This is a genomic window from Chryseobacterium nepalense, from assembly GCF_023195755.1.
Lineage (GTDB): Bacteria > Bacteroidota > Bacteroidia > Flavobacteriales > Weeksellaceae > Chryseobacterium > Chryseobacterium nepalense.
Window position 1 is genome coordinate 3093408 of record NZ_CP096203.1, and the last position, 22381, is coordinate 3115788.

The following is a 22381-nucleotide window of genomic DNA, read 5'->3' on the forward strand; positions in this document are numbered from 1 at the left end:
ACGATTTTTATAGGAGGTATATTTTATTTAACTGATACTCGTTTTAAACCGATTGACGGTGATAAAATGTTTAGTTGGGGATTCGTAATCATTTATTTTTTAGCAATGTTCATAACTAATTTCTTTATGGATAAACTGATAATTTTTTTTAAAAGACTAATCCAAAAGATTTGATAAAATAAATGTTTAATGGATATAAATGCATTCAGAGCCGAACTGGAAACAAGATTGAGCATTGAAAAACAATATATTGTTCAAAAGCTTTCTTCGATAAATGATTATCAGGAAAAACTTGAATCATTGGGGAAATTCAATGAAAAATATCGTGAAATAATTAAAAGGTTATCCAATGAATTTGGAATTGATTTAAATGAGCCTTTTCAAACAGAAAATCCATCAAAATCGGAAAGTCTTACTTATGAACAGATCATTTTAGGTAGAACTATGAGTATTTATGACAAATTGGTTGATGAATTATATGACGAAATAACAAGTACAAATTAAAGATGAATCCGAGACAGGTTGCAGAATATATGTTCGATCAGGATTTTTTTTCCCAATGGATGAATATCAAACTGATTGATGTTAAAGAAAATTATTGTTTAATAGAAATGCCCATTAAAAAAGAAATGATTAACGGGCTGAAAACCGTTCACGGGGGTGTTACGTTTGCTTTTGCAGATTCGGCACTGGCGTTTTCATCCAACAACTCCGGAGATGCTGCCGTAGCCCTGAACTGTATCATCAATTTTACCAAAGCAGGAAAAGAAGGCGATGTTTTCAGAGCAGAAAGCATTTTGGTAAATGACACCAGAAAAACTGCTGTTTACGATATAAAAATTACAAATCAAAATAAAGAATTGATTGCAAAATTTGTCGGAACAGTATATAAAATTGGAAAGAAAGTAACGGAGCTGTAACTCAATGTAACAATTTATCAGTATAACAATTTAACAATGATGAAATAAAATTAATGAACACAAATGATAAATTTCGAGAACAATCCATTAATTGAGAAAACAGTTCAATTTTCTTTAGATATTATTGAATTTTGTGAACTGTTAGATGAAAAAAGAAAATTTGTTATTGCTAAACAATTGTTACGCTCTGGGACAAGCATAGGAGCCAACTCATTTGAAGCACAAAACCCACATAGCAAGAGTGATTTTATCAATAAAATGAAAATCGCAGCAAAAGAATTAGAAGAAACAAAATATTGGCTCTATCTCTGTAAGCATTCAAAAACTTATCCTTTTAATGAAAAGTTAGAACTTCAGGTTGCCGAGATTGGGAAAATTATATATAAAATATTAAGTACAAGTTTAAAAAATTAATCTAGCAATGTACCAGTTTATCAATATATCAATAATTGTTACACTGTTACATTACTAGATTGTTACATTAAAAACATTATGAACAACGTATACATCATAGATTACATCAGAACACCCATTTCAAAATTAAGCGGTGGTCTTTCAGAAGTTAGAGCCGATGATTTGGCTGCCATTGTTATTAAAGAAATTATAGCAAGAAATCCTGAAGTTCCGGTTGAAGAAATTGAAGATGTTATTTTCGGATGTGCCAATCAGGCAGGTGAAGACAACAGAAATGTAGCCAGAATGGGTCTTTTATTGGCAGGGCTTCCGTATAAAATCGGCGGGGAAACCGTAAACAGATTATGTGCTTCGGGAATGTCTGCGGTGGCCAATGCATTTCGTTCTATTGCAGCTGGAGAAGGTGAAATTTATATTGCCGGCGGAGTGGAGCATATGACACGTTCGCCTTACGTAATGTCAAAACCCAGCACAGCTTTCGGAAGAGACAGCCAGATGTTTGATACCACTTTCGGATGGAGATTCATCAACCCGAAAATGAAAGAAATGTACGGGGTAGACGGAATGGGCGAAACCGCAGAAAACTTAGCGGATATGCACAATATCAGCCGTGAAGATCAGGATAAATTTGCCCTTTGGTCACAGCAAAAAGCAACGAAAGCCCAGGAAAGCGGAAGGCTTGCTGAAGAAATCATAAAAGTTGAAATTCCTCAGAAAAAAGGCGAACCGAAGATCTTTGATAAAGACGAATTCATTAAACCGGCTTCTTCAATGGAAGGTTTAGGGAAGCTTCGTCCTGCTTTCAGAAAAGAAGGAACGGTAACGGCTGGAAATGCTTCCGGCATGAATGACGGTGCAGCTGCATTGATCTTAGCCAGTGAAGAAGCAGTACAAAAATACGGACTTCATCCTATTGCAAAAATTTTAGGTTCAGCTGTTGCTGGTGTGGAACCAAGAATCATGGGAATCGGTCCTGTAGAAGCTACTCAGAAAGTATTAAAAAGAGTCAGTCTATCGTTAGACGATATGGATATTATCGAACTAAATGAAGCATTCGCAGCGCAGGCTTTGGCAGTAACCAGAACGTTAGGCCTAAAAGATGACGATTCAAGAGTGAATCCAAACGGAGGAGCGATTGCTATTGGTCATCCACTTGGTGTTTCGGGAGCAAGAATTGTTGGTTCTGCCGCAATGGAATTGCAAAAACAAAATAAAAAATATGCCTTGTGTACTCTTTGTATCGGTGTCGGACAAGGGTATGCGATGGTGATTGAAAAAGTATAACTTTTTCAATAATGTAACAATATAGAAATGTATCAATGTATCAATTCCATTGTAATGAAGTATAGTAACTTGTCGAATTATCTATTGGTAAACTGTTAGATTGATACATTGTTAAACTAAATTTTTAACAAAAAATTTATGAATATCTACTCATACCACGGAATCAAACCAATCATTAAATCTTCCGCTTACGTTCATCCGCAGGCGGTAATTATCGGCAATGTGGAAATCGGCGAAGAAGTTTATGTCGGTCCCAACGCGGTGATCCGTGGGGACTGGGGTAAAATTATCGTCAAAGACGGCGCTAATGTTCAGGAAAACTGTACGCTTCACGTTTTTCCCGGGATTGAAACCATTTTGGAAGAATCTGCACATATCGGTCATGGCGCCATTATTCATTCCGGGCATATCGGAAAAAACTGCTTAGTCGGAATGAATGCTGTCGTAATGGATAAAGCCGTTATTGGTGACGAATGTATTATTGGCGCTTTGGCTTTTGTACCTGCAAATTTTACTTGTGAACCAAGAAAACTGATCGTTGGAAGCCCAGCAAAAATTATCCGTGATGTTTCGGATGAAATGATTAAATGGAAAACAGAAGGGACAAGACTATATCAGGAATTGGCGAGAGAAGGAAAAGATGCTATTTTGCCTTGTGAGCCATTTACAGAATACGTTCAGCAGATTCCTACGAAAGTTGTTGATTACAGCATTTGGGATGATATTAAATAATATAACAATATACCAGTGTAAGAAATGTAACAATTAATTGGTAAACTGTTATATTATTACATTGTTAAATTAAATTTTATGGAAAAGTTAAAAAACTATATTCACGGCGAATGGGTCGAAGGAACCGGAAATGGTATTCCTTTGTACAATGCTGTGACAGGAGAACAGGTTGCTGTTTCTGATACGGAAGGCTTGAATTTTGAACAGGCTCTGGACTATGGAAGAACAGTCGGCTACAAAAACCTCTCGTCCATGACATTTTACGATCGTGGAGAAATGCTGAAAAAAGTAGCGCTTTACCTTTTAGAAAGAAAGAAAAAATATTACGATTTATCTTATAAAACAGGAGCAACTCATGTAGATTCGTGGGTAGATATTGAGGGCGGTTTCGGTACTTTCTTTACCTACTCAGGGTTGGCAAAGAGAATGCTTCCGAATACGCCTTTTTGGGTAGATGGGGAAACTCAGAAGATTTCTGCCAACGGAACTTTTTTGGGAACGCATATTTTAACACCAAGCGAAGGTGTTTCTATTCAGATCAATGCCTATAACTTCCCGGTTTGGGGAATGTTGGAAAAACTATCTACCTCGTTATTGGCAGGTGTTCCGTCTATTGTAAAACCTTCACCTTATGGTTCATATTTAACGAACGCCGTTTTCCACGATATGATCGAAAGCGGATTGCTTCCGGAAGGAGCCGTTCAGCTTGTGTGTGGTGAGCCTGGAAATATTCTGGATTACGTTCAGGATGGAGATTCTGTGTTGTTCACAGGTTCTGCCAATACAGGAAGAAAATTAAAATCGTTACCTTCGGTTGCAGGAAATGCGGTCCGTTTCAATATGGAAGCAGATTCTCTGAACTGTTCAATCCTTGGTTTGGATGCAAAGCCGGGAACTCCGGAATTTGATCTGTTCATCAAAGAAGTTCGTAACGAAATGACCACTAAAGCCGGGCAAAAATGTACAGCGATCCGAAGAATTGTTGTACCTGAGAATTTGATAGGCGATGTTCAGCATGCTTTATCTAAAGCTTTAGACCAGACAAAAATCGGTAATCCGTTAAGCAGAGAAACAAGAATGGGATCTTTGGTAGGAAAGCAGCAGTATGATGAAGTCGTTAGAAAAATCAATTTGCTGAAAGCAGAAACCGAGCTTATTTATGACGGAAAACATGAATTGGTAGATGCCGATTACGAAAACGGAGCCTTCATGAGCCCGAAACTGTTTTTAAATGATAAACCGTTCGAGAAAAATATTTCTCACGATGTCGAAGCTTTTGGTCCTGTTTCTACGTTAATGCCTTACAAAGATGCCGAAGAAGCTGCGGCGTTGGCAAAAAGAGGAAAAGGAAGTCTGGTTGGTTCCATCGTTTCTTATGATAATAACTTCGTTGCAGAAACCTCATGGAAAATGGCATCTCAGCACGGAAGAATTTTTGTGTTGAACAGAGACAGTGCGAAAGAAAGTACAGGTCACGGTTCGCCGCTTCCGACTTTAATGCATGGCGGCCCGGGAAGAGCAGGCGGCGGTGAGGAAATGGGCGGACTGAACGGTCTTCATTTTTTCCTTCAGAAAACGGCAATTCAGGGTTCTCCGGATATTTTAACGGCAATTACGAAAATTTATCAGCAGGGTGCTGAGAAAAAATATTCAGACAAACATCCTTTCAGGAAATATTTTGAAGAAGTTGAAGTTGGAGATTCTTTAGAAACCGCAGGAAGAACCGTAACGGATGCGGATATCGTAAATTTCTCCAATGTTTCATGGGATCATTTTTATGCGCACACCGATGCTACAAGTTTAACGGGAACTATTTTCGATAAAACGGTTGCTCACGGATATTTTATTCTTTCTGCGGCAGCAGGATTGTTTGTTTCCGGGAAAAAAGGGCCGGTTATTGCGAATTACGGACTGGAAAACTGTTCTTTCTTCAAGCCTGTTTATGCCGGAGATACAATCACGGTGTATTTAACAGCGAAAGAAAAGATCAACCGAGGCGTAAAAGGAAGAAATATTCCATCTGGTGTTGTAAAATGGCTGGTTGAGGTTGTTAATCAAAGAGATGAAATTGTTTGTGTGGCTACAATTTTAACATTAGTAGCAAAACAATCTCCTTTTATTGAGTTAAACCTGAAAAATATTCAGAAAGCATTAAATGGTTTAACGGAATCTACTCAGCCGGAATGGGGGAAAATGTCGCCTCAGCAAATGATCGAACATCTGGAGCATGGCGTATTAGTAAGTTTAGGAGAACCGGAAGCTGATAAATGCTTCACGCCTGAAGAAAATCTGGAAAAATGGCAGGATTCGCTGTACAATCACCGGAAAATGCCGAAAGATTTCCCTGCTCCGTTCTTAGCGGATGATGAAAAACTTTTAGAATTAAGACATAAAAATCTGGAAGCGGCTAAACAATCATTCCTGGACAATCTTAAGAGATTCATAATTTATTATAAAGAAAATCCACAGGCTGAGCATATGAATTTCGTGTTCGGGAAACTGAATAAAGAAATGTGGGAATTAATGCACAGAAAACATTTTACCCATCATTTTGAGCAGTTTGGATTGATTTAATTGAAAATAATTAATAAATTTATAAACCCTTTCAGTCATTGTTCTGGAAGGGATTTTAATATGAATCATATAAAGACTTTTTTTGCGGCATTATTTATTACAATCATTTTTAATTCTTGTCGAAAAGAGGAATATAATGATTCATATATTTTAGAAGAGAAATTTGTTGATAATGTACATATTGGCAGACAATCAAAATCAAAAGTTGAAGTTAAAAAATTTACCAATCTAAAAACCAGAGATACATTTGTGTTAGTAGTCTTTTATGATTTGAAAAAAAGCTGGGTTGAAACAAAAGATGGTTATTTTCATCATTGGGAACAAACCCATTGTTACTACTTCGATAAAGATGGTCTTACAGGAATAAATGCCGAAATTTCAGATTTCAACAATGATGGGTTTAAGGATTTTACTTTTCAAAGCGGAATAGCAGCAAGAGGCGGAAATGTTATCAAGACACTATTTATCTATAATCCCGAAAGTAAAAATTTTACTCTTATTAAAAACTCAGATTCTTTTCCAAACTTAAGCTACAATTCAACATTAAACTGCATTAATTCTCTTATTTTAACGGGATCTACAACTACCAGTTTTCTTAGAATTAAGGGAGATTCTTTAGATGAGTTTGCAAGAGTAGATGTGTCGGACAAAATTTTAGTTGAAGAAAAAGATTCTTCAGGGAAATTTAGAATTATCGAAGAAAAAATATTTACTGGTAATGACGAAGATTTTTACAGAACATATAAAAACTATAAACCTTTGGAATTTTGATATCTTATGAAGAACTTCGGAGAAAAAGTCATAGAATTTAATAAAAAATTAAGCTATAACGGAAATCTTCCCGATGATTTTCATGTACTGAATCCTTATCTTGATAATCCCGAAACGTTACTGGTGATGGAAGAGTTTTATCATAAATATTATAGTGACAATCATCAAAGGAAATTTTTAGTTGGAATCAATCCCAGTCGCCATGGAGCCGGAGTTACCGGTGTGCCCTTCACGGATACCAAACGTCTGGAAAGTGTTTGCGGCATAAAAATGATTTCTGCTTATACGCATGAAGTTTCATCCGTTTTTGTCTATGATATGATTTCTGAATATGGTGGTGCAAAAGAATTTTATAAAGAAATTTACATTAATTCACCATTTCCGTTGGCCATTGTCAGAAAATCGAAAGGTAGCTGGATTAATGCCAATTACTACGATGATAAAGCTCTATTTAATGATGTTAAAGATTTTATGATTGATTCTTTAAAAAAACACATCAGCCTTAACCTGGATACGTCCGAAGTTTTTATCATGGGTAAAAAAAATGCAGACTTTATTTCGAAACTTAATCAGGAAGCTCAACTTTTTGGAAAAATGACCGTGCTGGAACATCCCAGGTATATTCAGCAATATAAATCAAAAGAGAAACAACTGTATATTGATAAATATATTTTAGCTTTAAAAAATACCTAATGAATTCATTTCCACAAGGGATACAATTTAAATATAGCTGGAGAAAGTATCAGCAAAACTTATTAGATCATCTTGATGATTATTTTCCAGATAAGCATCTTCATATTGTTGCTCCTCCCGGTTCTGGGAAAACAGTTTTGGGATTGGAAATCATGTTAAGGTTGAATAAACCTGCTTTAATTGTCACACCCAATTTAGCCATCCGAAGCCAATGGATACAAAGATTCTGTGAATTGTTTCTTGATGAACAAGTAATACCTGAATGGATTTCAACAGATATTAAAAATCCGGGTCTTCTTACTGTAACCACGTATCAGGCAATTCATGCGGCATGTAATAGCAAAACCGAAACTATCAACAAGAATTATCCGGATCCTAAATTCGATATTTCGTCAATAATTAAGATCCTGAAAAAGCAGAATATTTCGACTTTTATTCTGGATGAAGCTCATCATCTGAAAAGTTCTTGGTGGAAGAGTATTACAGATATTAAAGAAATAATTTCACCCACTATCGTTGCGCTCACGGCAACACCTCCTTTTGACGTTTCCGGACCGGAATGGGAAAGATATATTCAGCTGAATGGTTCTGTGGATATTGAAATATCGGTTCCTGAGCTAATGCTTGAAGGAGATCTTTGTCCGCATCAGGATTTGGTATATTTCGCGACTCCTACTAAAAAAGAAAAATATGCTATTGAAAGGTATTATGAAACCGCGAGAATTTTTTTTGAGGAATTAAAAACAGATAAGATTTTATTGTATGCCTTTGAAAATCATCCTGTCTATCAAAATCCTGAGATGCATCTTGAATGGATTTATGAAAATCTTTCATCATATACTTCGGGTTTGGCCTATTTAAATTTCAAAGAAAAAAAAATTGCAGATATCCATTTTGAAATAATTGATGATCAACGAAAAATTGTTCCGGCATTTAATTTTTTCTGGCTTGAAGAATTGCTGTATTCTTACTTTTTTACTTTTGATAATTATTTTAGCGATTTTAGGGAACACCGTACGAATCTTGAAAGCAGATTGAGAAGAAACGGATTTCTTGAAAAGAAAAGGATAAGTTTTTTTGATAACAAAAGTCTAAACCAGTTCTTTAGTTTAAGCATGGGAAAACTTGAGGGAATAAAAGATATTGTTGATTTTGAATTCTCTGTACTGAAAGATGATCTGAAAATGGTTATCCTTACCGACTTTATCAAAAAAGAATTTTTAACAGGCAAATACCCAAATGACGTTGAGCCGGATAAAATTGGAGCTATTCCTATTTTTGAGAAACTTCGGAGAGAAAATTCGGATAAAAAAAAATTGGGAGTTCTTACCGGAGATATTGTTATCATTCCCAAAACGTCAGAAGAAATATTCAATTCTTTATGTCTAAAAAAAAATCTGACAGCTGTTTCAACTACAGAGCTTTCTTATGATAATGAATTTCTGCTAGTTACTATTTCAGATGCAATAAGACATGCTGTTGTTGCAATTGTAACGGAAATATTTCAGTCTGGAGAAATCCATGTACTGATTGGTACAAAGTCACTATTAGGCGAAGGGTGGGACGCGCCAAAAATGAATACTCTTATTCTTGCAAGTTTTGTAAGCTCATTTGTGCTTTCCAATCAGATGAGAGGCAGAGTAATAAGAACTGACAAAGATACGCCCCATAAAACGGGAAATATCTGGCATCTGGTATGCTTTGATGATAAAAGCGAAAATGGTGGGTATGATTTTGATATTCTTAAAAAAAGATTTAAAACTTTTGTGGGAATTTCACACAGTAATGATCCTACAATCGAAAATAATTTTGAGCGACTGAATATTAAAATCCACGAAAATAAAAGAGATTTTGCTTTAATTAATTTCAAAACCTATACAATTGCTAAAGACCGTGAAAATCTTTCTAACCAATGGAATATTGCTTTAAATAAAGGAAATTTTCTGATCGAAGAAATAAAAATCCCTGAAATAAAAATGCAGAAAAGCAAAGATATCAAGCTTGGCTATCTGAAAAAGATGTTAGGAGATTTATTAGGAATCCTGGTATCTACCTTTTTACTTTTTCTTTATGAAGTGGTTTCTGAAGTTGTGAAATCATATGATGATATTCATTCTATGGAAGAACTTTTCAAAGTTTTGGTTGTTATCGGTATTTTAGGAATTTTTACTTTCGGTAGTAAGTTCATAAGGGCAGCCAGACAATATTATAAGTATAAAAATATAGCAAAATATCTTAAATTAATTGGAAATGTAGTTTTAAAATCTCTTATAAGGGAGAGTATCATTAAAACTTCTGAGAAGAAGTTAACAGTTATCACTTCAGATGATCTTTACAAAAATTCTGTTTGTTATTTAGAGGGAGGCAGCAAGTTTGAAAAATCAATATTTATATCGGCATTGCAAGAAATAATTTCGCAGAATGATAATCCTCGATATTTATTAAAACAAAAAAATAGATTTTTATTATTTAAAAGGGATATTTATTTTTCTGTTCCGGAAGTTTTTGGAAAAAATAAAAACAGTGCGGAATTTTTCCGTGAAACCTGGAGTAAAACTTTTTGTCCATCTGATCTTATTTTTACCAGAACGCCGGCTGGAAGAAAAGTATTATTAAAACTCAGATTTCAATCTTTAATAGATAAGGATGCGAGGATAGAGCATATGTATAAATGGACAAAGTAAAAATTGCTATTTAATTTAAAATAATAAATCCCCCGAAAAATTCAAGGGATTAATCACACTTATGCATTAGAACCGTCACACAAACAATAAGTTATTTAACAGTTGGTTATGGTTATTAGTTTAGATAATAAATATCTTATTGTTTAATGATTTTGTAAGCTTCTGAAGCAGATTTTACCATATAAACTCCTCTTGGTAGTTCTGTGATATCTGCCTGGTTTGTGCCTTTTTTCGCTTCGATTGTTTTTACCAGTTGTCCGGCTTCGCTGTAAATATCAAACTTTGTATTCTCAGCAGCTTTAATTGTTAGGGGACCGCTTGTTGGATTTGGATAGATGTTTGTTTCTTTTTTAGAAGATTTTACTTCATTGGCAGCCAACACAATTCCGCTGTCTTTCACCCATGTGAAAGCATCAAATTTAAGATACTGGAAGTTTCCTCCGGCAGTAATTTGCAGTTGGTCAATTACAATATTGCTGTAATTTTGGCCGTTAAGGTTGGTCATGTCAATTAATGTGTAACCATTGGTAACAGCCGTTGTTCCGTTAAAACCAGTGGTTTTAGTCTGTGTAAATTTCGTTACTCCAGACAATTTTCCTGTAACGGTAATTGTACCGGCTACACCCAATGTGCCGTTTGCAGCTGCTGCAGAAACCCAGAATCTGTTTACCTTAAAAAGGTTTGAAGTTGTTTTGATACTGAATGCTGTTCCCGCCGACTGGTTTCCCGTTCCTGAATTATCAATAAACCTGTTGTCGATAGAAGTTCCGTTCCATCCTGCAGTAGGATTAGCGCCAGATACCTTATAGCTGTTTACAACAGACAGGATATTGAAGATTACTCCGTTATCCGTGAAGCTTGAGCTCCCATTGGATTCTGTTTCAAATTGTTCTGTACTGGTTTGCCCAAATGTAAGCATTGAAACAAACAGACCGCAAAGGGTAGAAAGTAAAGTACTTTTCATAATTTTAAATTTAAGGTTGATATGTATTTTTTAGTTGGTAAATGATTATATTGATATATAATTGGAAAATAAGAGCATTATCAAAAAGCAAATTTGGGCGCTGGGCTTCCTAATGATACTAATACGGATAGGAATTGGTATGACTTGATTGATGAATGCACAATATTTCACATTATCGGGAAGTTGAAGTCGTGTGATTTCGAAATTCCCAGGAATTTTCGTTTATGATTATTAATTTTTTTAATTAATTTCCTACTCTGTTCAGGCTTTTCGGTTTCCGCCTTTAATTAAATATTATACTTTATTTAGAGTTCAAATTAACAACAATCGCATCTTTTCCTATAGAGTAAAAAATACCAAATTGTACATTACGTATTTCTACGGATAATAGAGAAGTGTTAAATTTTCGGCAAAAATAAATAATTTATTGATTGCTTTTCATAATATGGTACCTGTATTATCTCATCTTTATTTTGTCAATAAATATTATATGATTGATAATTAGCTATAATCAATTCGTTTATAAAATGTCCTTAGAGTTTTATAAAAATTTATTTTCCCAAAACACTTTGTATTAGTATTTTTGCTTTTATCCAATTAAATTTAAAAATGAGCGAATTTGTAGTATCTGAACTTAAAAACCATATTGCTGAAATTACTTTCGGGACCCCGAAAAGCAACTCCCTTCCGGGGGCAATTCTTGAAAAACTGGCACAAACCATTCTTGAGGAAGGAACAAAAGAGGAAGTAAAAGCCATCCTTATTAAAAGTGAAGGCAGCAAAGCATTCTGTGCAGGAGCAAGTTTTGATGAATTGCTGGAAATTGAAGAACTGGAAAAATCCACCAGGTTTTTCGGAGGTTTTGCAAAAGTTCTGAATGCAATGCGAAACTGCGGAAAAATCGTAGTGGTAAGAGTACAGGGTAAAACTACAGGAGGAGGAGTGGGTATTGCCTGCGGAGCCGATTATTGTTTTGCTGTAAAGGATGCTGCCTTAGCTCTAACGGAAATCAATTTAGGAATCGGACCTTTCGTAATCGGACCTTATGTAGAAAGAAAAATAGGAAAGTCGCAATTTTCGGCAATGGCTATTGATGCAGATTTCAGATCGGCAGAATGGGCACTACAGCATAATATTTATCATTCCGTTTCAGAAACCATTGAAGAAATGGATGCTAAACTGGAGAGCTTCCTCCAGACTCTTGCTTCAAGAAGCAGTGATGCATTAGCTTTGATTAAAAAAGTTTCGTGGGAAGGAACCGATCATTTTAATGAGCTGATGCCGGCAAGAATTCACATGAGTGCTAGTTTGATCCTTGAAGATTCTGCAAAGAAAAATATTGAATCTATTAAGGAAAGCCTGAGAGCGAAATAGCTGTCCTTCTATACAACAATATATGCCGCCGGATTCCCCAGCGGTTTTTTTACGCCTTAATCTGTCTGCAAATAATTTCAAAAAATATTTTGCAGATTGAAAATAAATAATAACTTTGTAATTCAAAGTTCTTTTTATGGAATCAAAAAACTATCACGAAGACTTATCACACATTCGCACCATGATGGAGCGTTCTTCCCGCTTTATTTCTTTGAGCGGTTTGTCCGGAGTTGTCGCAGGATTGGCTGCAATTGCAGGAGCGGTATATGTTTATTTTGTATTTCAGAGAGAAGGGATTGATTATTTTGATGGCGAACGGAATGTTTTTTCACCCTCTCTTGTTAAAGAACTGGTAACAATCGGAATTGCGATTCTGGTAGTTGCTATTCTCAGCGGATATATTTTTACGGCCAACAAAAGTAAAAGAAAAGGCTTGAAAATATGGGATGCTACTACAAGAAGACTTTTGGTTACCTTTGCAATTCCTTTAGTAACGGGAGGCTTCTTTTGTCTGGCGCTGCTTTATCATCATCTTTTTGTATTGATTGCTCCGGCAACATTGCTTTTCTACGGACTGGCTCTGGTAAGTGCAGAACGATATACGTTAACGGATATAAAATATTTAGGATATTGCCAGATTATTTTAGGATTGATTTCTTTGTTCTTTTTAGGATGGGGACTGCTGTTCTGGACCGTTGGTTTTGGGGCTTTGCATATTGTGTACGGATTGATTATGCATAAAAAGTATAGATGATGCAATTGATTTTATGCTTTAGCTTTCACAAAATAAATAGCGCGCCAGATGAGCTGTATCTTAAATAATTTAAAATGATAAAAATAAATCAACTCAATAAAGAATTTGAAAGCCGTGTAAGATTGGGCATTATGTCTGTTCTTATGGTTAACGACTGGGTTGATTTCTCCGAGATGAAAAGCCTGCTTGAAATTACGGATGGCAACCTGGCAAGCCACAGCAATGCGCTTGAAAAGTCAGGTTATATAGAAGTAAAAAAAGAATTCGTCGGAAAGAAACCGAAAACTTCCTATCGTGTTACCCAGAATGGAAGGGAAGCCTTTACCGAACACATTAATGCTTTGGAAAAATTACTGGGAAAATAAAATTTTTTTGAATTTAAACTTTGAAATACAAAGTACTTTTAATAATTTAAAATGAAAATTATGACTTTAGAAAAACAAAAAACAACAATCATTTTCGCTGTGCCTATCCTTTTAATGATCACAGCTTTTTTCGCAAATCTTTTTGTAGAAGGCTGGAACTGGTCGCCTTTCGATTTTACAATGGCTGCAGTTTTACTGTTCGGGACCGCTTTCTTTATTAATCTGGTTATCCGGTCAAAAAAGCCCTTGCTTACGAAACTGATAATCTGCTTCATTATTTTATTGCTGCTGGCTTTAGTTTGGATCGAGCTGGCTGTTGGGATTTTCGGAACTCCGTTCGCGGGAAGTTAATTGATCAATGATGAAGCGAATAATATCACTTGCAGTTTTGGGAATCTTTGTGATTATAATTTTAAATATAAATTTTCCTTTAAAAGAAAAAGAACTTTACGGAAGGTATGCCAATTATAATTACCAAAATCCGATTTGCTGTGTTGAAGCTCCTCATGAACCTGATACTTTAATTTTATTTCGTGATGGACATTTTGAAAGTGAATTTTATGGGAAAGGACGGTTTGAGGTAAGTAATGGAATTGTTTCCAGAATTATATTGCATTATATAAGTGATGGAGAACCAGCATTAGGTAATACTTATTTTTCGAATAAACTTTTTGAAAAAACAAAGATTATTTTGAACGCAGATATGAATCATTATTATCTAAAAGTAGATTAAATTGAAAAATATGAGTGAAAAAACAATCATAACCGTCGGAAAAACTCTGTTTTGGACTTCACTTTTATCAGGAAACATTTGCCTATTCGGTTATATTTTTACCAGAAATAAATTCTTTGTAAATGGTGGATTCTTAGTGCTTCAATGGGGATTCTTAATTAATCTTGGAGCGATATTTATTCTCATTACCTACGGCATTTTTCATAACAGTAAACTTGATTCCTGTCTTAAATCTTCTGCAATCATGTTAATGAATGTGCCGATCGCTATCATCTATATTTTTATAGGAATTCAACTGGTTTCCACAAATTTTTTAAACCCATAACTATGAAAAAAATACGCGTACAATTTCTTCTGTTCGTCTACAATAAAACCCAGAAACTCTACAGGAAATATTTTAAGAAAAAGAAAAGGCAGTGGCAGTTTACCGAAAAGCAGCTGCTGGAATTTCAGGAAGATTCTCTGGGCCGAAAGTTGGGCGAGTTTTATCAAAACCACGGTTTTTCTATGATCCCGAAAATGGAAAACCACGACGTTCATCACCTGATTACTGGCTGCGGAACCAATTTCGAGGATGAAATCGCCATGCAGTTCCTGTTGTTGGGAAACGGAAAGCTGAATGCCCATCTTTTGGCGGCTATTGTTTTGGGAAGCATCATCTTACCGGAATATTATAAAATTTACATCAAAGCGTATAAAAAAGGACAAAACATGCGCCCTTTTCACCAGTGGGATTTCGAGGCACTGCTCTGGCAGAATTTTGAGCACCTGAAAGATTTTATCCAACAGAAAAATACAACCGTACTACACTAAAACTAAACTATGAAAACACATCACTATATACTTCTCACGACACTGCTTTTTATTGTTGTATTTTATGACCAGAATGTGGGTCTTAATCTCGGAATTATCGGAATTATTTATGCCGTACTTACACTTTTCAGGACACCAAAAAGAAACAGAACCAAAACCTTCGTTTTTCTTTTTATAACAAGCATTTTCTCGAGTGCAGCTTTTGCCTGGTACGGAGATTTTCCTTCTTTTTTAGCGGTGGCAACTTCGCTTTTATTATTAGGTTACCGCTCAAGAAACCGCAGGATGAAAATTCTTTTGCTTGTTCCGGTATTTGTAACGAATTGTTTTACCGAATTTTTCAGGATTTTAAATTTTGATGCCTGGCTTCCGAAAAGAAATGTTTCCGGGCTTTGGCAGAAAACACTGGCTTTTGTAATAATTCCTTTAATTCTGATTTCTGTTTTCTTTGGAATTTATTCCGCAGGAAGCGATCATTTTGCCGGCCTGTTTACAAATATTGAGCTTGATATCAATTTCTGGCAACTTTTGGCAATGATTGTTTTGGGATTTTTTATTGCCTTCAATTACTGGAATTTCGCTGTTGAACGATTTATCTACAAAAGCAACAGATTGCTGGATAATAATTTTGGAGAAAAAGATAAAATTCAGGAAGCGACTTATTCCTTTCTTGATCTGGATGCAGAGAGAATGAGCGGAGTTATTTCTTTATTCGCGCTGAATATTTTGCTGGTGTTTTTTATCGTTACTTACAATTATGAACAATTTTACGAATTCACAAAAACACCGGTTAAACTTTCCGAGGAAACGCATGAAAGAGTCAATGCCGTAATTATATCCATCATCATGTCGATTCTGGTCATTATGTTTTACTTCAAGTCCAGCTTCAATTTTGATCCGAAAGCCGGGCTTATGAAAATTTTAGCCAAAATCTGGATTTTTCTGAATGCTGTTCTCGTCATATCTGCTATGGTGAAGAATTCTGAATATATTATGAATTATGGTTTTACCTATAAAAGGTTGGGCGTTTATGCATTTTTAATTTTAGCGTTGATCGGGTTATTTACCACATTTATTAAAATTCAGAAACAAAAAAGAAATATTTTCCTTTTCAACACCATGGCCTGGTATATTTACGGGGTGATCCTCGTTTGCAGTTACATTAATTGGGGCGGAATAATCACTTTCGAAAATATGAAACGTAAGGATTTCAATGCAGAATACCATTTGAGGGAAATAAACTTCAGCGAAAAGCCTCTCCTGAAATATGCCGGAGAAAAAAGGAATTACCTTTTGAAATCTGAAATTTTGGAACTGGAAAGAGTAAAATTCCAGCAGAATGAAAAATTCCTTTCTAAAGTTCTGTATTACCAGAGTTTAAAATAAATTTTGAAAAAATTCTAAATGACAGATGATGTATTACAAATTAAATCAAATTTAAAATGATTAGAAAATTAAAAGAAATCGAAAGATTTGAAATCACTTTTTTGTTGGCTTTAATGACATTGTTTTGTTTTAGTCTTTCAGTTTTCAGATATTATATCAGTGATACGAAAGTGTTTTTGTTTCTCAACTGGAATTTGTTTCTTGCGTGGATCCCGTTTGTTATCAGCAGTTTTCTAATGCTTTTTAAGATCAGAAGTAAGCTGTCTGTTGTTGCAGCAATAGCAGTGTGGATTCTTTTCTTTCCGAATTCACCATATATTCTGACAGACCTTTTTCATCTGAAAAGCAGAAATTCCATACCGGTATGGTACGATTTGGTAGTTATTCTTTCTTATGCATGGACAGGATTGTTTTGTGGTTTTATAAGTCTTTTCGATATTGAAAAATTACTTTTAGCTTATTTTAAACAATCAACCATCAGGATCATCATCATTTCATTTTTATTCCTTACCGGGTTTGGTGTTTATCTGGGGAGATTTTTGCGATGGAACAGTTGGGATGTTATCAATAATCCTTTTGGTCTTTTTAACGACATTTTGGTTAGAATTGTTTATCCTATGAACCATGCACAAACCTGGGGCGTCACTGTATTCATGGGGGTAATGCTTAATTTTATGTATTTCATGATGAAATCTGTAAAAAGTATTGACAGGCAAACTGTTGCTGCCAAAAATCAATAAAGCATGATTTTTCTCTTTTAAAATAATGTATCAATGGAACAATTTTCGCTTCTCAATAAACTTTAAAAAGCCGCTGGCTTATTACCATTCAAAAAAATAGTTGTTATGAAAAAATTATTTTTGCTTATTCCTCTTGTTATATTTTCATGTAAAAAAGAGTCATCCATTACTGAAACACAGAATACAGATTCATTGGCTGCTGTTCAGCAACCGGTTACAACAGAAAAAACTGATTCTGCAGTATTGAAAATGAAAGATTCTGTGATCAACAATGCCCCGAAAACGAAAGAAGTTTTGCGTACCGGTGTTATGAGAGAAGTTAAGGACGGACAGATTATAAGAACAGTTGATGGAGAACGGTTTCCACTTACTTTGGGAGAAGAATTCACAAAAGACGGGCAGGAATTTGTTCTTAAAATCATCAACTTCAATCAGCCAAAAATAAACGCGAAAATTTCTACAAAAGAAAAGGATTTTAATATCAGATTTAACCAGATAAAATTGCCGAATGGCGATTATGACGGGCCTTTCGGGCGTGACCTTACGTACGATATTAAAGAAAAAGGTGAAGTCTGGCTCATTATCGGAAAAAGCAATATGGCTTCAGGAAATACAAAAGGAAGCTTTACAGTAAGCTTAGAATAATTTAAACAATTTGGTATAGTTTCTGCTTCAACTTTTAAAATTTATCATTATGAAAAATATCGTTTTGACAGCGGCAGTAGCCTCACTTGCTTTGGTAAGCTGCGGCACCGTGCAGTCGTTGGTTCAGAATACATTTCCTTATACAGCTAATGTTTTGGTTTCAACCGGCGTTCCTGCAGATAAAGAAGTTTCTTCTACCGCCACGGCATCTAATGTTCAGACCTGGTTCGGGGGAAATAACAATGCCAAAATAAAAGACGTACGAATTTCTGATGCTAAGGTTTCTGTTGTGACACCTTCAGGAGGAAATCTAAGTGCCTTTAAATCAATTAAAGTATATATTTCATCCAGCGGAACTGGCGAGAGATTGGTTGCTTCAAGAACTAATATTTCAACGGATGCTTCAAGCCTTACGCTTGATCTGGAAAATTCGGGGTTTTTGGATGAAGTAGTAAAAAGTACGGGAGTGACCGTAAGAACAGTTTATGAGCTGAAGAATCAGACAAGCTCGGATATGAACCTTAGGATAGCACTTAACTTCAGCAGTATTCCTGCGAATTAATTTTTTATAAAAGTTTATTAAAAAAACGTCTTTCGGTACTGAAAGACGTTTTTATTTTGTGAATGCTACTTTATAACTATTTGAAGTCAACGAGTTCAACATCAAAAATAAGTGTTGCTCCCGGAGGAATCACACCGCCGGCTCCGTTATCTCCGTAAGCAAGGTCAGATGGAATATAAAACCGGTATTTTGCTCCCTTCGACATCAGCTGAATTCCTTCTGTCCATCCTTTAATCACTCCTGAAAGATTCAGTTCGATTGGTTGTCCGCCGTTTTTATCCGTAGAATCGAATACGGTTCCATCCATAAGTTTTCCGGTATACGTTACGGTTGCTGTATTGGTTGCTGTTGGTTTTGTTTTTCCGTCACCTTCTTTCAAAACTTCATACTGCAGGCCGCTTGCTGTGGTTTTAATATTCTTGTTCAGCTTATTTTTTGCTAAAAAGTCTGCACCTTTCTTTTTATTTTCTTCTGCTTTTAATTTAGCTTCAGCCTGCTTTTTTTCGTTCTGCTTCTGCATGAAATTCTGCATGAAAGTAGCCATTTCTTCTTTAGGAAATAAACTTGCCTTCTCTCCGAAAGCATCTTTGAATCCTTGCGCCAACAGTTCAGGATCTGCCGGAAAGCCTTGTTTTTTCATGTTTTCGGCGATGTCTTGCCCGATATAATAAGAGGCTTTTTGCTCATCGGTATAAGATTTCTGAGCAAATGCAAGTTGTGCTCCTGCTAAAAGAACTAACGTAAATAATGTTTTTTTCATTGATTATAAATATATTTTTTTGCGAATTTAAGCTTTTATAATGGAATCCATCACAATTGTTACCGGTCCGTCATTGATTAATGAAACTTTCATATCGGCACCAAAGACCCCGCTCTCGGTTTTGAGTCCGGATTTTGAGAGCTCTTGTTTAAAATAATCAAACAGAGGAATCGCTTTATCAGGCTTTGCAGCTTTAATGAAAGATGGGCGGTTTCCTTTTTTATAATCGGCAATCAGGGTGAACTGACTGATGCAGAGAATTTCACCTTTAATATCCTGTACCGAAAGATTGAGCTTCCCGTCCTCATCCCCGAAAACCCGTAAATTAAGAATCTTCTGAACGAGCCAGTCTGCATCGGTTTTTGTATCATTTTCATCAATTCCGACAAGAAGCATAAGGCCTTTTCCGATTTCTCCCACAATATTCCCGTCAACTTTTACATGAGATTCTGAAACTCTTTGAATGACTGCTTTCATTAGTATGTAACACTTAAAATTTTCCCCGAAGGATCATAATTATAAAGATACGTTTTAGGCTGTACATTGGCTACCGCGGTAGGCTGTCCGGTTAATAAAATCCATTGGGCATTATCTTTCGGGCAAACGATTCTGATATTATCCTGTACTTCTAAGGTTGTATTGCTGTCGGGACAAATGTGCGGAGCATTACGGTCGTACACTTTAAATGTGGTATCGGAAGCTCTTACAATAATAAGTCCTCTAGTACCGGATTGTTGCTCATTGATGTATACCCACCCGCCAACCTGGTTCAGCGGGTAATAGGCAGGAAGATTAAGATTAAGCGTAAGGTTGATGGGGTTATTCGGGAAGCAACTTACGGTGTCTTCGGTGCTGCCACAGGATTTTATTGCTAAATTGCTGAAAATCAATAATGTTATTAAAGATAATATTGAAAAAGTTTTTTTCATTTCAATTTAAATTTTTATATATTTGTAGAAATTAAACGATTACAATTCGAAAACATTGTCCGGCAAATGTCGGATTATTTTTTTATACTAAAACTAAATTTTGAAAATTATGGCAAGCTATGTTACAAAGGAGGGATTAGACAAAATGAAAGCTGAGCTGGAACAGTTGGAAACTGTGGAAAGACCAAAAATCACCCAGCAGATTGCAGAGGCAAGAGACAAGGGAGATCTGTCTGAAAATGCAGAGTATGATGCCGCGAAAGAAGCCCAGGGAATGCTTGAAATGAGAATTTCTAAGCTGAAAGATGTTATTGCTACTTCCAAAATCATAGATGAAAGTCAGCTGGATACTTCAAAAGTTTCTATTCTTACCACAGTAAGATTGATGAATAATGCCACTAAAAAAGAACAGGTATTTACTTTGGTTCCTGATAATGAAAGTGATCTTAAGGCCGGAAAAATTTCTGTGAATACCCCGATTGCAAAAGGGCTTTTAGGTAAGGCTGTTGGCGAAACCGCAGACATTACACTTCCTAACGGCAATAAACTTTCTTTTGAAGTATTAGAAATTACCCTTTAATTCAGTAAAAAAAATCAATCTCAACACAAAGAAAATGAGTACAATATTCACAAAGATCATCAATGGCGAAATTCCCTCATATACAATTGCCGAGGATGAAAACTTTATCGCTTTTCTGGATGCAATGCCTTTGGTAAAAGGACATACTTTAGTTGTTCCCAAAAAAGAAGTGGACCTTATCTTTGATCTTGAAAGTGAAGAATATAAAAACCTTTGGGGTTTTACTCAGGAAGTTGCCAAAAAAATAAAAACGGCAATACCTTGTGTACGGGTAGGAGTGGCAGTAGTAGGGCTTGAAGTTCCCCATGCCCATATTCATTTGATTCCTCTAAACCAGGTGGAAGATATGAATTTCAAAAATGAAAGACTTAAATTAACAAACGAAGAGTACGTTGAGATTCAGAACTCGATCATTAATTCCTAAAAAAAACAATAAACTCGTAACTTTTTACGGGTTTATTTAATCTATACATATATTTATATATACTAATGAATTCAAACCAGTGTTCTTTCTGCGGAAGAAAGAGAAATGAAGTGCAGATGCTGATTTCCGGTCAGAATGGTTTTATTTGTGAAAACTGTATCGAGCAGGCACATGCTATTGTGAAGGACAGTTCGGTAAAAACAGGATTTTCCCCGGCTGAAAATATAGAAGAATTAAAGAAACCTAAAGAAATCAAAGAATTTCTTGATCAATATGTGATCGGACAGGATCAGGCAAAAAAACAACTGTCAATTGCTGTTTATAATCATTATAAAAGATTGCTTCATGCTCAGGACGAAAACCGCGAAGTTGAGCTTGAAAAGTCCAACATCATCATGATTGGTGAAACCGGAACCGGAAAAACTTTATTGGCTAAAACCATAGCACGCGAACTGAATGTTCCTTTCTGTATCGTAGATGCTACCATTTTAACTGAAGCAGGATATGTAGGAGAAGATGTTGAAAGTATTCTGTCAAGATTACTGATGGTCGCAGATTATGATGTGGAAAAAGCAGAGAGAGGTATTGTTTTTATTGATGAAATAGATAAAATTGCAAGAAAATCTGACAATCCGAGCATTACAAGAGATGTTTCCGGAGAAGGGGTGCAGCAAGGCTTGCTTAAACTTTTGGAGGGAAGTATTGTAAACGTACCGCCACAAGGAGGAAGAAAACATCCGGACCAGAAATATATTCAGGTAAATACACAAAATATTTTGTTTATTGCAGGAGGTGCATTTGATGGGATTAAGGAAATTATCGAGCGCAGAATGAATAAACAGGCTATTGGTTTCAGTGCAGAGAAAATCAATAATACCAATGAAGATGAATACATTTTAACAAATATAAATGCTATTGATCTCCGTTCTTTCGGATTAATTCCTGAACTTCTGGGAAGATTCCCGATTATCACCTACCTTGATAAATTGACAAAAGAAACAATGGTAAGGATTATGAAAGAGCCTAAAAACTCAATTGTTAACCAGTTTATAGAGCTTTTCAAAATGGATGGTACCAAGCTTGTTTTTACAGACGGTGCTATTGAAAAAATCGTAGAGGAAACTATTGAAAAAGGTTTAGGGGCAAGAGGATTGAGAGGAACTACTGAAAAAGTTCTTGAAGATTATATGTTTTCGATTGGTGAAGAAAAAGAAATAATCCTGTCTGAGGACAATATTTTTGTAAAAAATTAAAATATTTTTGTTTTTAATTAAAAAAAA

27 protein-coding genes are annotated in these 22381 nt (G+C 35.4%); 23 read left to right on the forward strand and 4 right to left on the reverse strand.

Annotated elements, in window-relative coordinates; translation table 11 throughout:
- Positions 1-189 precede the first annotated feature (189 nt).
- The 9 genes from M0D58_RS13875 to M0D58_RS13915 all read left to right on the forward strand — a co-directional run bounded on the left by M0D58_RS13875 (position 190) and on the right by M0D58_RS13915 (position 10072).
- Complete coding sequence (locus M0D58_RS13875; protein WP_248390556.1) at positions 190-504, forward strand: hypothetical protein; 315 nt, start codon at positions 190-192, stop codon at positions 502-504.
- A gap of 2 nt (positions 505-506) precedes the next feature.
- Positions 507-920: a PaaI family thioesterase gene (locus M0D58_RS13880; protein WP_248390560.1), complete on the forward strand. Its 414-nt coding sequence runs from the start codon at positions 507-509 to the stop codon at positions 918-920.
- A gap of 63 nt (positions 921-983) precedes the next feature.
- The gene (locus M0D58_RS13885) at positions 984-1334 is read left to right on the forward strand and encodes a four helix bundle protein (protein WP_248390563.1); all 351 of its coding nucleotides are present in this window, start codon (positions 984-986) and stop codon (positions 1332-1334) included.
- 78 nt (positions 1335-1412) lie between these two features.
- Positions 1413-2618 carry a 3-oxoadipyl-CoA thiolase gene (gene pcaF, locus M0D58_RS13890; protein ID WP_248390566.1) on the forward strand — a complete coding sequence of 402 codons (1206 nt, stop codon included), beginning with the start codon at positions 1413-1415 and terminating at the stop codon, positions 2616-2618.
- Between the two features lie 138 nt (positions 2619-2756).
- Positions 2757-3350 (forward strand): acyltransferase, encoded by a 594-nt coding sequence (locus M0D58_RS13895; protein ID WP_248390569.1) that lies wholly within the window; start codon positions 2757-2759, stop codon positions 3348-3350.
- A 78-nt stretch (positions 3351-3428) separates the two neighbouring features.
- Complete coding sequence (gene paaZ, locus M0D58_RS13900; protein ID WP_248390572.1) at positions 3429-5924, forward strand: phenylacetic acid degradation bifunctional protein PaaZ; 2496 nt, start codon at positions 3429-3431, stop codon at positions 5922-5924.
- A 60-nt stretch (positions 5925-5984) separates the two neighbouring features.
- On the forward strand, positions 5985-6695 hold the full coding sequence (locus M0D58_RS13905) for an XAC2610-related protein (RefSeq protein WP_248390575.1): 711 nt from the start codon (positions 5985-5987) through the stop codon (positions 6693-6695).
- Between the two features lie 6 nt (positions 6696-6701).
- A complete protein-coding gene (locus M0D58_RS13910; protein WP_248390578.1) occupies positions 6702-7388 on the forward strand; it encodes an SMUG2 DNA glycosylase family protein in 687 nt (228 codons plus the stop codon).
- Positions 7388-10072, forward strand: a complete 2685-nt coding sequence (locus M0D58_RS13915) for a DEAD/DEAH box helicase family protein (RefSeq protein ID WP_248390581.1) — start codon at positions 7388-7390, stop codon at positions 10070-10072. Before M0D58_RS13910 ends, M0D58_RS13915 begins: the two co-directional genes overlap by 1 nt.
- Positions 10073-10208: 136 nt before the next feature.
- Here the strand turns inward: M0D58_RS13915 and M0D58_RS13920 are convergent, their stop codons facing one another.
- Positions 10209-11036, reverse strand: coding sequence for a T9SS type A sorting domain-containing protein (locus M0D58_RS13920; RefSeq protein WP_248390584.1), 828 nt, complete (start codon positions 11034-11036; stop codon positions 10209-10211).
- A 609-nt stretch (positions 11037-11645) separates the two neighbouring features.
- Here M0D58_RS13920 and M0D58_RS13925 point away from each other — a divergent pair.
- From M0D58_RS13925 to M0D58_RS13975, 11 genes are all read left to right on the forward strand, one after another.
- Positions 11646-12410, forward strand: coding sequence for an enoyl-CoA hydratase/isomerase family protein (locus M0D58_RS13925; RefSeq protein ID WP_248390587.1), 765 nt, complete (start codon positions 11646-11648; stop codon positions 12408-12410).
- A 136-nt stretch (positions 12411-12546) separates the two neighbouring features.
- Complete coding sequence (locus M0D58_RS13930; protein WP_248390590.1) at positions 12547-13164, forward strand: hypothetical protein; 618 nt, start codon at positions 12547-12549, stop codon at positions 13162-13164.
- Positions 13165-13238: 74 nt separating this feature from the next.
- Positions 13239-13529: a winged helix-turn-helix domain-containing protein gene (locus M0D58_RS13935; RefSeq protein ID WP_248390593.1), complete on the forward strand. Its 291-nt coding sequence runs from the start codon at positions 13239-13241 to the stop codon at positions 13527-13529.
- A 60-nt stretch (positions 13530-13589) separates the two neighbouring features.
- Positions 13590-13880, forward strand: coding sequence for a hypothetical protein (locus M0D58_RS13940; protein WP_248390596.1), 291 nt, complete (start codon positions 13590-13592; stop codon positions 13878-13880).
- A gap of 7 nt (positions 13881-13887) precedes the next feature.
- The gene (locus M0D58_RS13945; protein ID WP_248390599.1) at positions 13888-14262 is read left to right on the forward strand and encodes a hypothetical protein; all 375 of its coding nucleotides are present in this window, start codon (positions 13888-13890) and stop codon (positions 14260-14262) included.
- Between the two features lie 10 nt (positions 14263-14272).
- A complete protein-coding gene (locus M0D58_RS13950) occupies positions 14273-14587 on the forward strand; it encodes a hypothetical protein (protein WP_248390601.1) in 315 nt (104 codons plus the stop codon).
- 2 nt (positions 14588-14589) lie between these two features.
- Positions 14590-15075 (forward strand): Coq4 family protein, encoded by a 486-nt coding sequence (locus M0D58_RS13955; protein ID WP_248390604.1) that lies wholly within the window; start codon positions 14590-14592, stop codon positions 15073-15075.
- 9 nt (positions 15076-15084) lie between these two features.
- Positions 15085-16461: a DUF4153 domain-containing protein gene (locus M0D58_RS13960; protein WP_248390607.1), complete on the forward strand. Its 1377-nt coding sequence runs from the start codon at positions 15085-15087 to the stop codon at positions 16459-16461.
- Positions 16462-16517: 56 nt separating this feature from the next.
- Positions 16518-17201: a DUF1361 domain-containing protein gene (locus tag M0D58_RS13965; protein WP_248390610.1), complete on the forward strand. Its 684-nt coding sequence runs from the start codon at positions 16518-16520 to the stop codon at positions 17199-17201.
- A 105-nt stretch (positions 17202-17306) separates the two neighbouring features.
- Positions 17307-17846: a hypothetical protein gene (locus M0D58_RS13970; RefSeq protein WP_248390613.1), complete on the forward strand. Its 540-nt coding sequence runs from the start codon at positions 17307-17309 to the stop codon at positions 17844-17846.
- 49 nt (positions 17847-17895) lie between these two features.
- A complete protein-coding gene (locus M0D58_RS13975) occupies positions 17896-18408 on the forward strand; it encodes a hypothetical protein (protein WP_248390616.1) in 513 nt (170 codons plus the stop codon).
- A gap of 76 nt (positions 18409-18484) precedes the next feature.
- On the opposite strand, the gene bamJ is transcribed toward M0D58_RS13975, so the two are convergent.
- The 3 genes from bamJ to M0D58_RS13990 are packed head-to-tail and all read right to left on the reverse strand — an operon-like array spanning position 18485 to position 20097.
- Positions 18485-19168 (reverse strand): BamJ family beta-barrel-assembly machinery protein, encoded by a 684-nt coding sequence (gene bamJ / locus M0D58_RS13980; RefSeq protein ID WP_248390619.1) that lies wholly within the window; start codon positions 19166-19168, stop codon positions 18485-18487.
- A 27-nt stretch (positions 19169-19195) separates the two neighbouring features.
- Positions 19196-19645, reverse strand: a complete 450-nt coding sequence (gene dtd, locus M0D58_RS13985) for a D-aminoacyl-tRNA deacylase (protein WP_248390622.1) — start codon at positions 19643-19645, stop codon at positions 19196-19198.
- Positions 19645-20097 carry a hypothetical protein gene (locus M0D58_RS13990; protein ID WP_248390625.1) on the reverse strand — a complete coding sequence of 151 codons (453 nt, stop codon included), beginning with the start codon at positions 20095-20097 and terminating at the stop codon, positions 19645-19647. Before M0D58_RS13990 ends, dtd begins: the two co-directional genes overlap by 1 nt.
- 109 nt (positions 20098-20206) lie before the next feature.
- On the opposite strand from M0D58_RS13990, the gene greA reads away from it, so the two are divergent.
- The 3 genes from greA to clpX all read left to right on the forward strand — a co-directional run bounded on the left by greA (position 20207) and on the right by clpX (position 22354).
- Entirely contained in the window at positions 20207-20677 is a 471-nt protein-coding gene (greA, locus tag M0D58_RS13995; protein ID WP_072886125.1) for a transcription elongation factor GreA, read from the forward strand.
- A 34-nt stretch (positions 20678-20711) separates the two neighbouring features.
- Positions 20712-21101 carry an HIT family protein gene (locus M0D58_RS14000; protein ID WP_248390627.1) on the forward strand — a complete coding sequence of 130 codons (390 nt, stop codon included), beginning with the start codon at positions 20712-20714 and terminating at the stop codon, positions 21099-21101.
- A 65-nt stretch (positions 21102-21166) separates the two neighbouring features.
- Positions 21167-22354 carry an ATP-dependent Clp protease ATP-binding subunit ClpX gene (clpX, locus tag M0D58_RS14005; protein ID WP_248390630.1) on the forward strand — a complete coding sequence of 396 codons (1188 nt, stop codon included), beginning with the start codon at positions 21167-21169 and terminating at the stop codon, positions 22352-22354.
- The last annotated feature ends 27 nt before the right edge of the window (positions 22355-22381 follow it).

What these genes read in the sequence shown, in the direction of transcription:
- M0D58_RS13885 (WP_248390563.1), top strand. Translation starts at nt 984, where the DNA reads ATGATAAATTTCGAGAACAATCCATTAATTGAGAAAACAGTTCAATTT.
- M0D58_RS13875 (WP_248390556.1), top strand. Translation starts at nt 190, where the DNA reads ATGGATATAAATGCATTCAGAGCCGAACTGGAAACAAGATTGAGCATT.
- M0D58_RS13960 (WP_248390607.1), top strand. Translation starts at nt 15,085, where the DNA reads ATGAAAACACATCACTATATACTTCTCACGACACTGCTTTTTATTGTT.
- bamJ (WP_248390619.1), bottom strand. Translation starts at nt 19,168, where the DNA reads ATGAAAAAAACATTATTTACGTTAGTTCTTTTAGCAGGAGCACAACTT.
- M0D58_RS13955 (WP_248390604.1), top strand. Translation starts at nt 14,590, where the DNA reads ATGAAAAAAATACGCGTACAATTTCTTCTGTTCGTCTACAATAAAACC.
- clpX (WP_248390630.1), top strand. Translation starts at nt 21,167, where the DNA reads ATGAATTCAAACCAGTGTTCTTTCTGCGGAAGAAAGAGAAATGAAGTG.
- M0D58_RS13965 (WP_248390610.1), top strand. Translation starts at nt 16,518, where the DNA reads ATGATTAGAAAATTAAAAGAAATCGAAAGATTTGAAATCACTTTTTTG.
- M0D58_RS13940 (WP_248390596.1), top strand. Translation starts at nt 13,590, where the DNA reads ATGACTTTAGAAAAACAAAAAACAACAATCATTTTCGCTGTGCCTATC.
- M0D58_RS13945 (WP_248390599.1), top strand. Translation starts at nt 13,888, where the DNA reads ATGATGAAGCGAATAATATCACTTGCAGTTTTGGGAATCTTTGTGATT.
- greA (WP_072886125.1), top strand. Translation starts at nt 20,207, where the DNA reads ATGGCAAGCTATGTTACAAAGGAGGGATTAGACAAAATGAAAGCTGAG.
- paaZ (WP_248390572.1), top strand. Translation starts at nt 3,429, where the DNA reads ATGGAAAAGTTAAAAAACTATATTCACGGCGAATGGGTCGAAGGAACC.
- M0D58_RS13880 (WP_248390560.1), top strand. Translation starts at nt 507, where the DNA reads ATGAATCCGAGACAGGTTGCAGAATATATGTTCGATCAGGATTTTTTT.
- M0D58_RS13935 (WP_248390593.1), top strand. Translation starts at nt 13,239, where the DNA reads ATGATAAAAATAAATCAACTCAATAAAGAATTTGAAAGCCGTGTAAGA.
- M0D58_RS13905 (WP_248390575.1), top strand. Translation starts at nt 5,985, where the DNA reads ATGAATCATATAAAGACTTTTTTTGCGGCATTATTTATTACAATCATT.
- M0D58_RS14000 (WP_248390627.1), top strand. Translation starts at nt 20,712, where the DNA reads ATGAGTACAATATTCACAAAGATCATCAATGGCGAAATTCCCTCATAT.
- M0D58_RS13950 (WP_248390601.1), top strand. Translation starts at nt 14,273, where the DNA reads ATGAGTGAAAAAACAATCATAACCGTCGGAAAAACTCTGTTTTGGACT.
- M0D58_RS13990 (WP_248390625.1), bottom strand. Translation starts at nt 20,097, where the DNA reads ATGAAAAAAACTTTTTCAATATTATCTTTAATAACATTATTGATTTTC.
- pcaF (WP_248390566.1), top strand. Translation starts at nt 1,413, where the DNA reads ATGAACAACGTATACATCATAGATTACATCAGAACACCCATTTCAAAA.
- dtd (WP_248390622.1), bottom strand. Translation starts at nt 19,645, where the DNA reads ATGAAAGCAGTCATTCAAAGAGTTTCAGAATCTCATGTAAAAGTTGAC.
- M0D58_RS13930 (WP_248390590.1), top strand. Translation starts at nt 12,547, where the DNA reads ATGGAATCAAAAAACTATCACGAAGACTTATCACACATTCGCACCATG.
- M0D58_RS13910 (WP_248390578.1), top strand. Translation starts at nt 6,702, where the DNA reads ATGAAGAACTTCGGAGAAAAAGTCATAGAATTTAATAAAAAATTAAGC.
- M0D58_RS13895 (WP_248390569.1), top strand. Translation starts at nt 2,757, where the DNA reads ATGAATATCTACTCATACCACGGAATCAAACCAATCATTAAATCTTCC.
- M0D58_RS13925 (WP_248390587.1), top strand. Translation starts at nt 11,646, where the DNA reads ATGAGCGAATTTGTAGTATCTGAACTTAAAAACCATATTGCTGAAATT.
- M0D58_RS13920 (WP_248390584.1), bottom strand. Translation starts at nt 11,036, where the DNA reads ATGAAAAGTACTTTACTTTCTACCCTTTGCGGTCTGTTTGTTTCAATG.
- M0D58_RS13970 (WP_248390613.1), top strand. Translation starts at nt 17,307, where the DNA reads ATGAAAAAATTATTTTTGCTTATTCCTCTTGTTATATTTTCATGTAAA.
- M0D58_RS13975 (WP_248390616.1), top strand. Translation starts at nt 17,896, where the DNA reads ATGAAAAATATCGTTTTGACAGCGGCAGTAGCCTCACTTGCTTTGGTA.
- M0D58_RS13915 (WP_248390581.1), top strand. Translation starts at nt 7,388, where the DNA reads ATGAATTCATTTCCACAAGGGATACAATTTAAATATAGCTGGAGAAAG.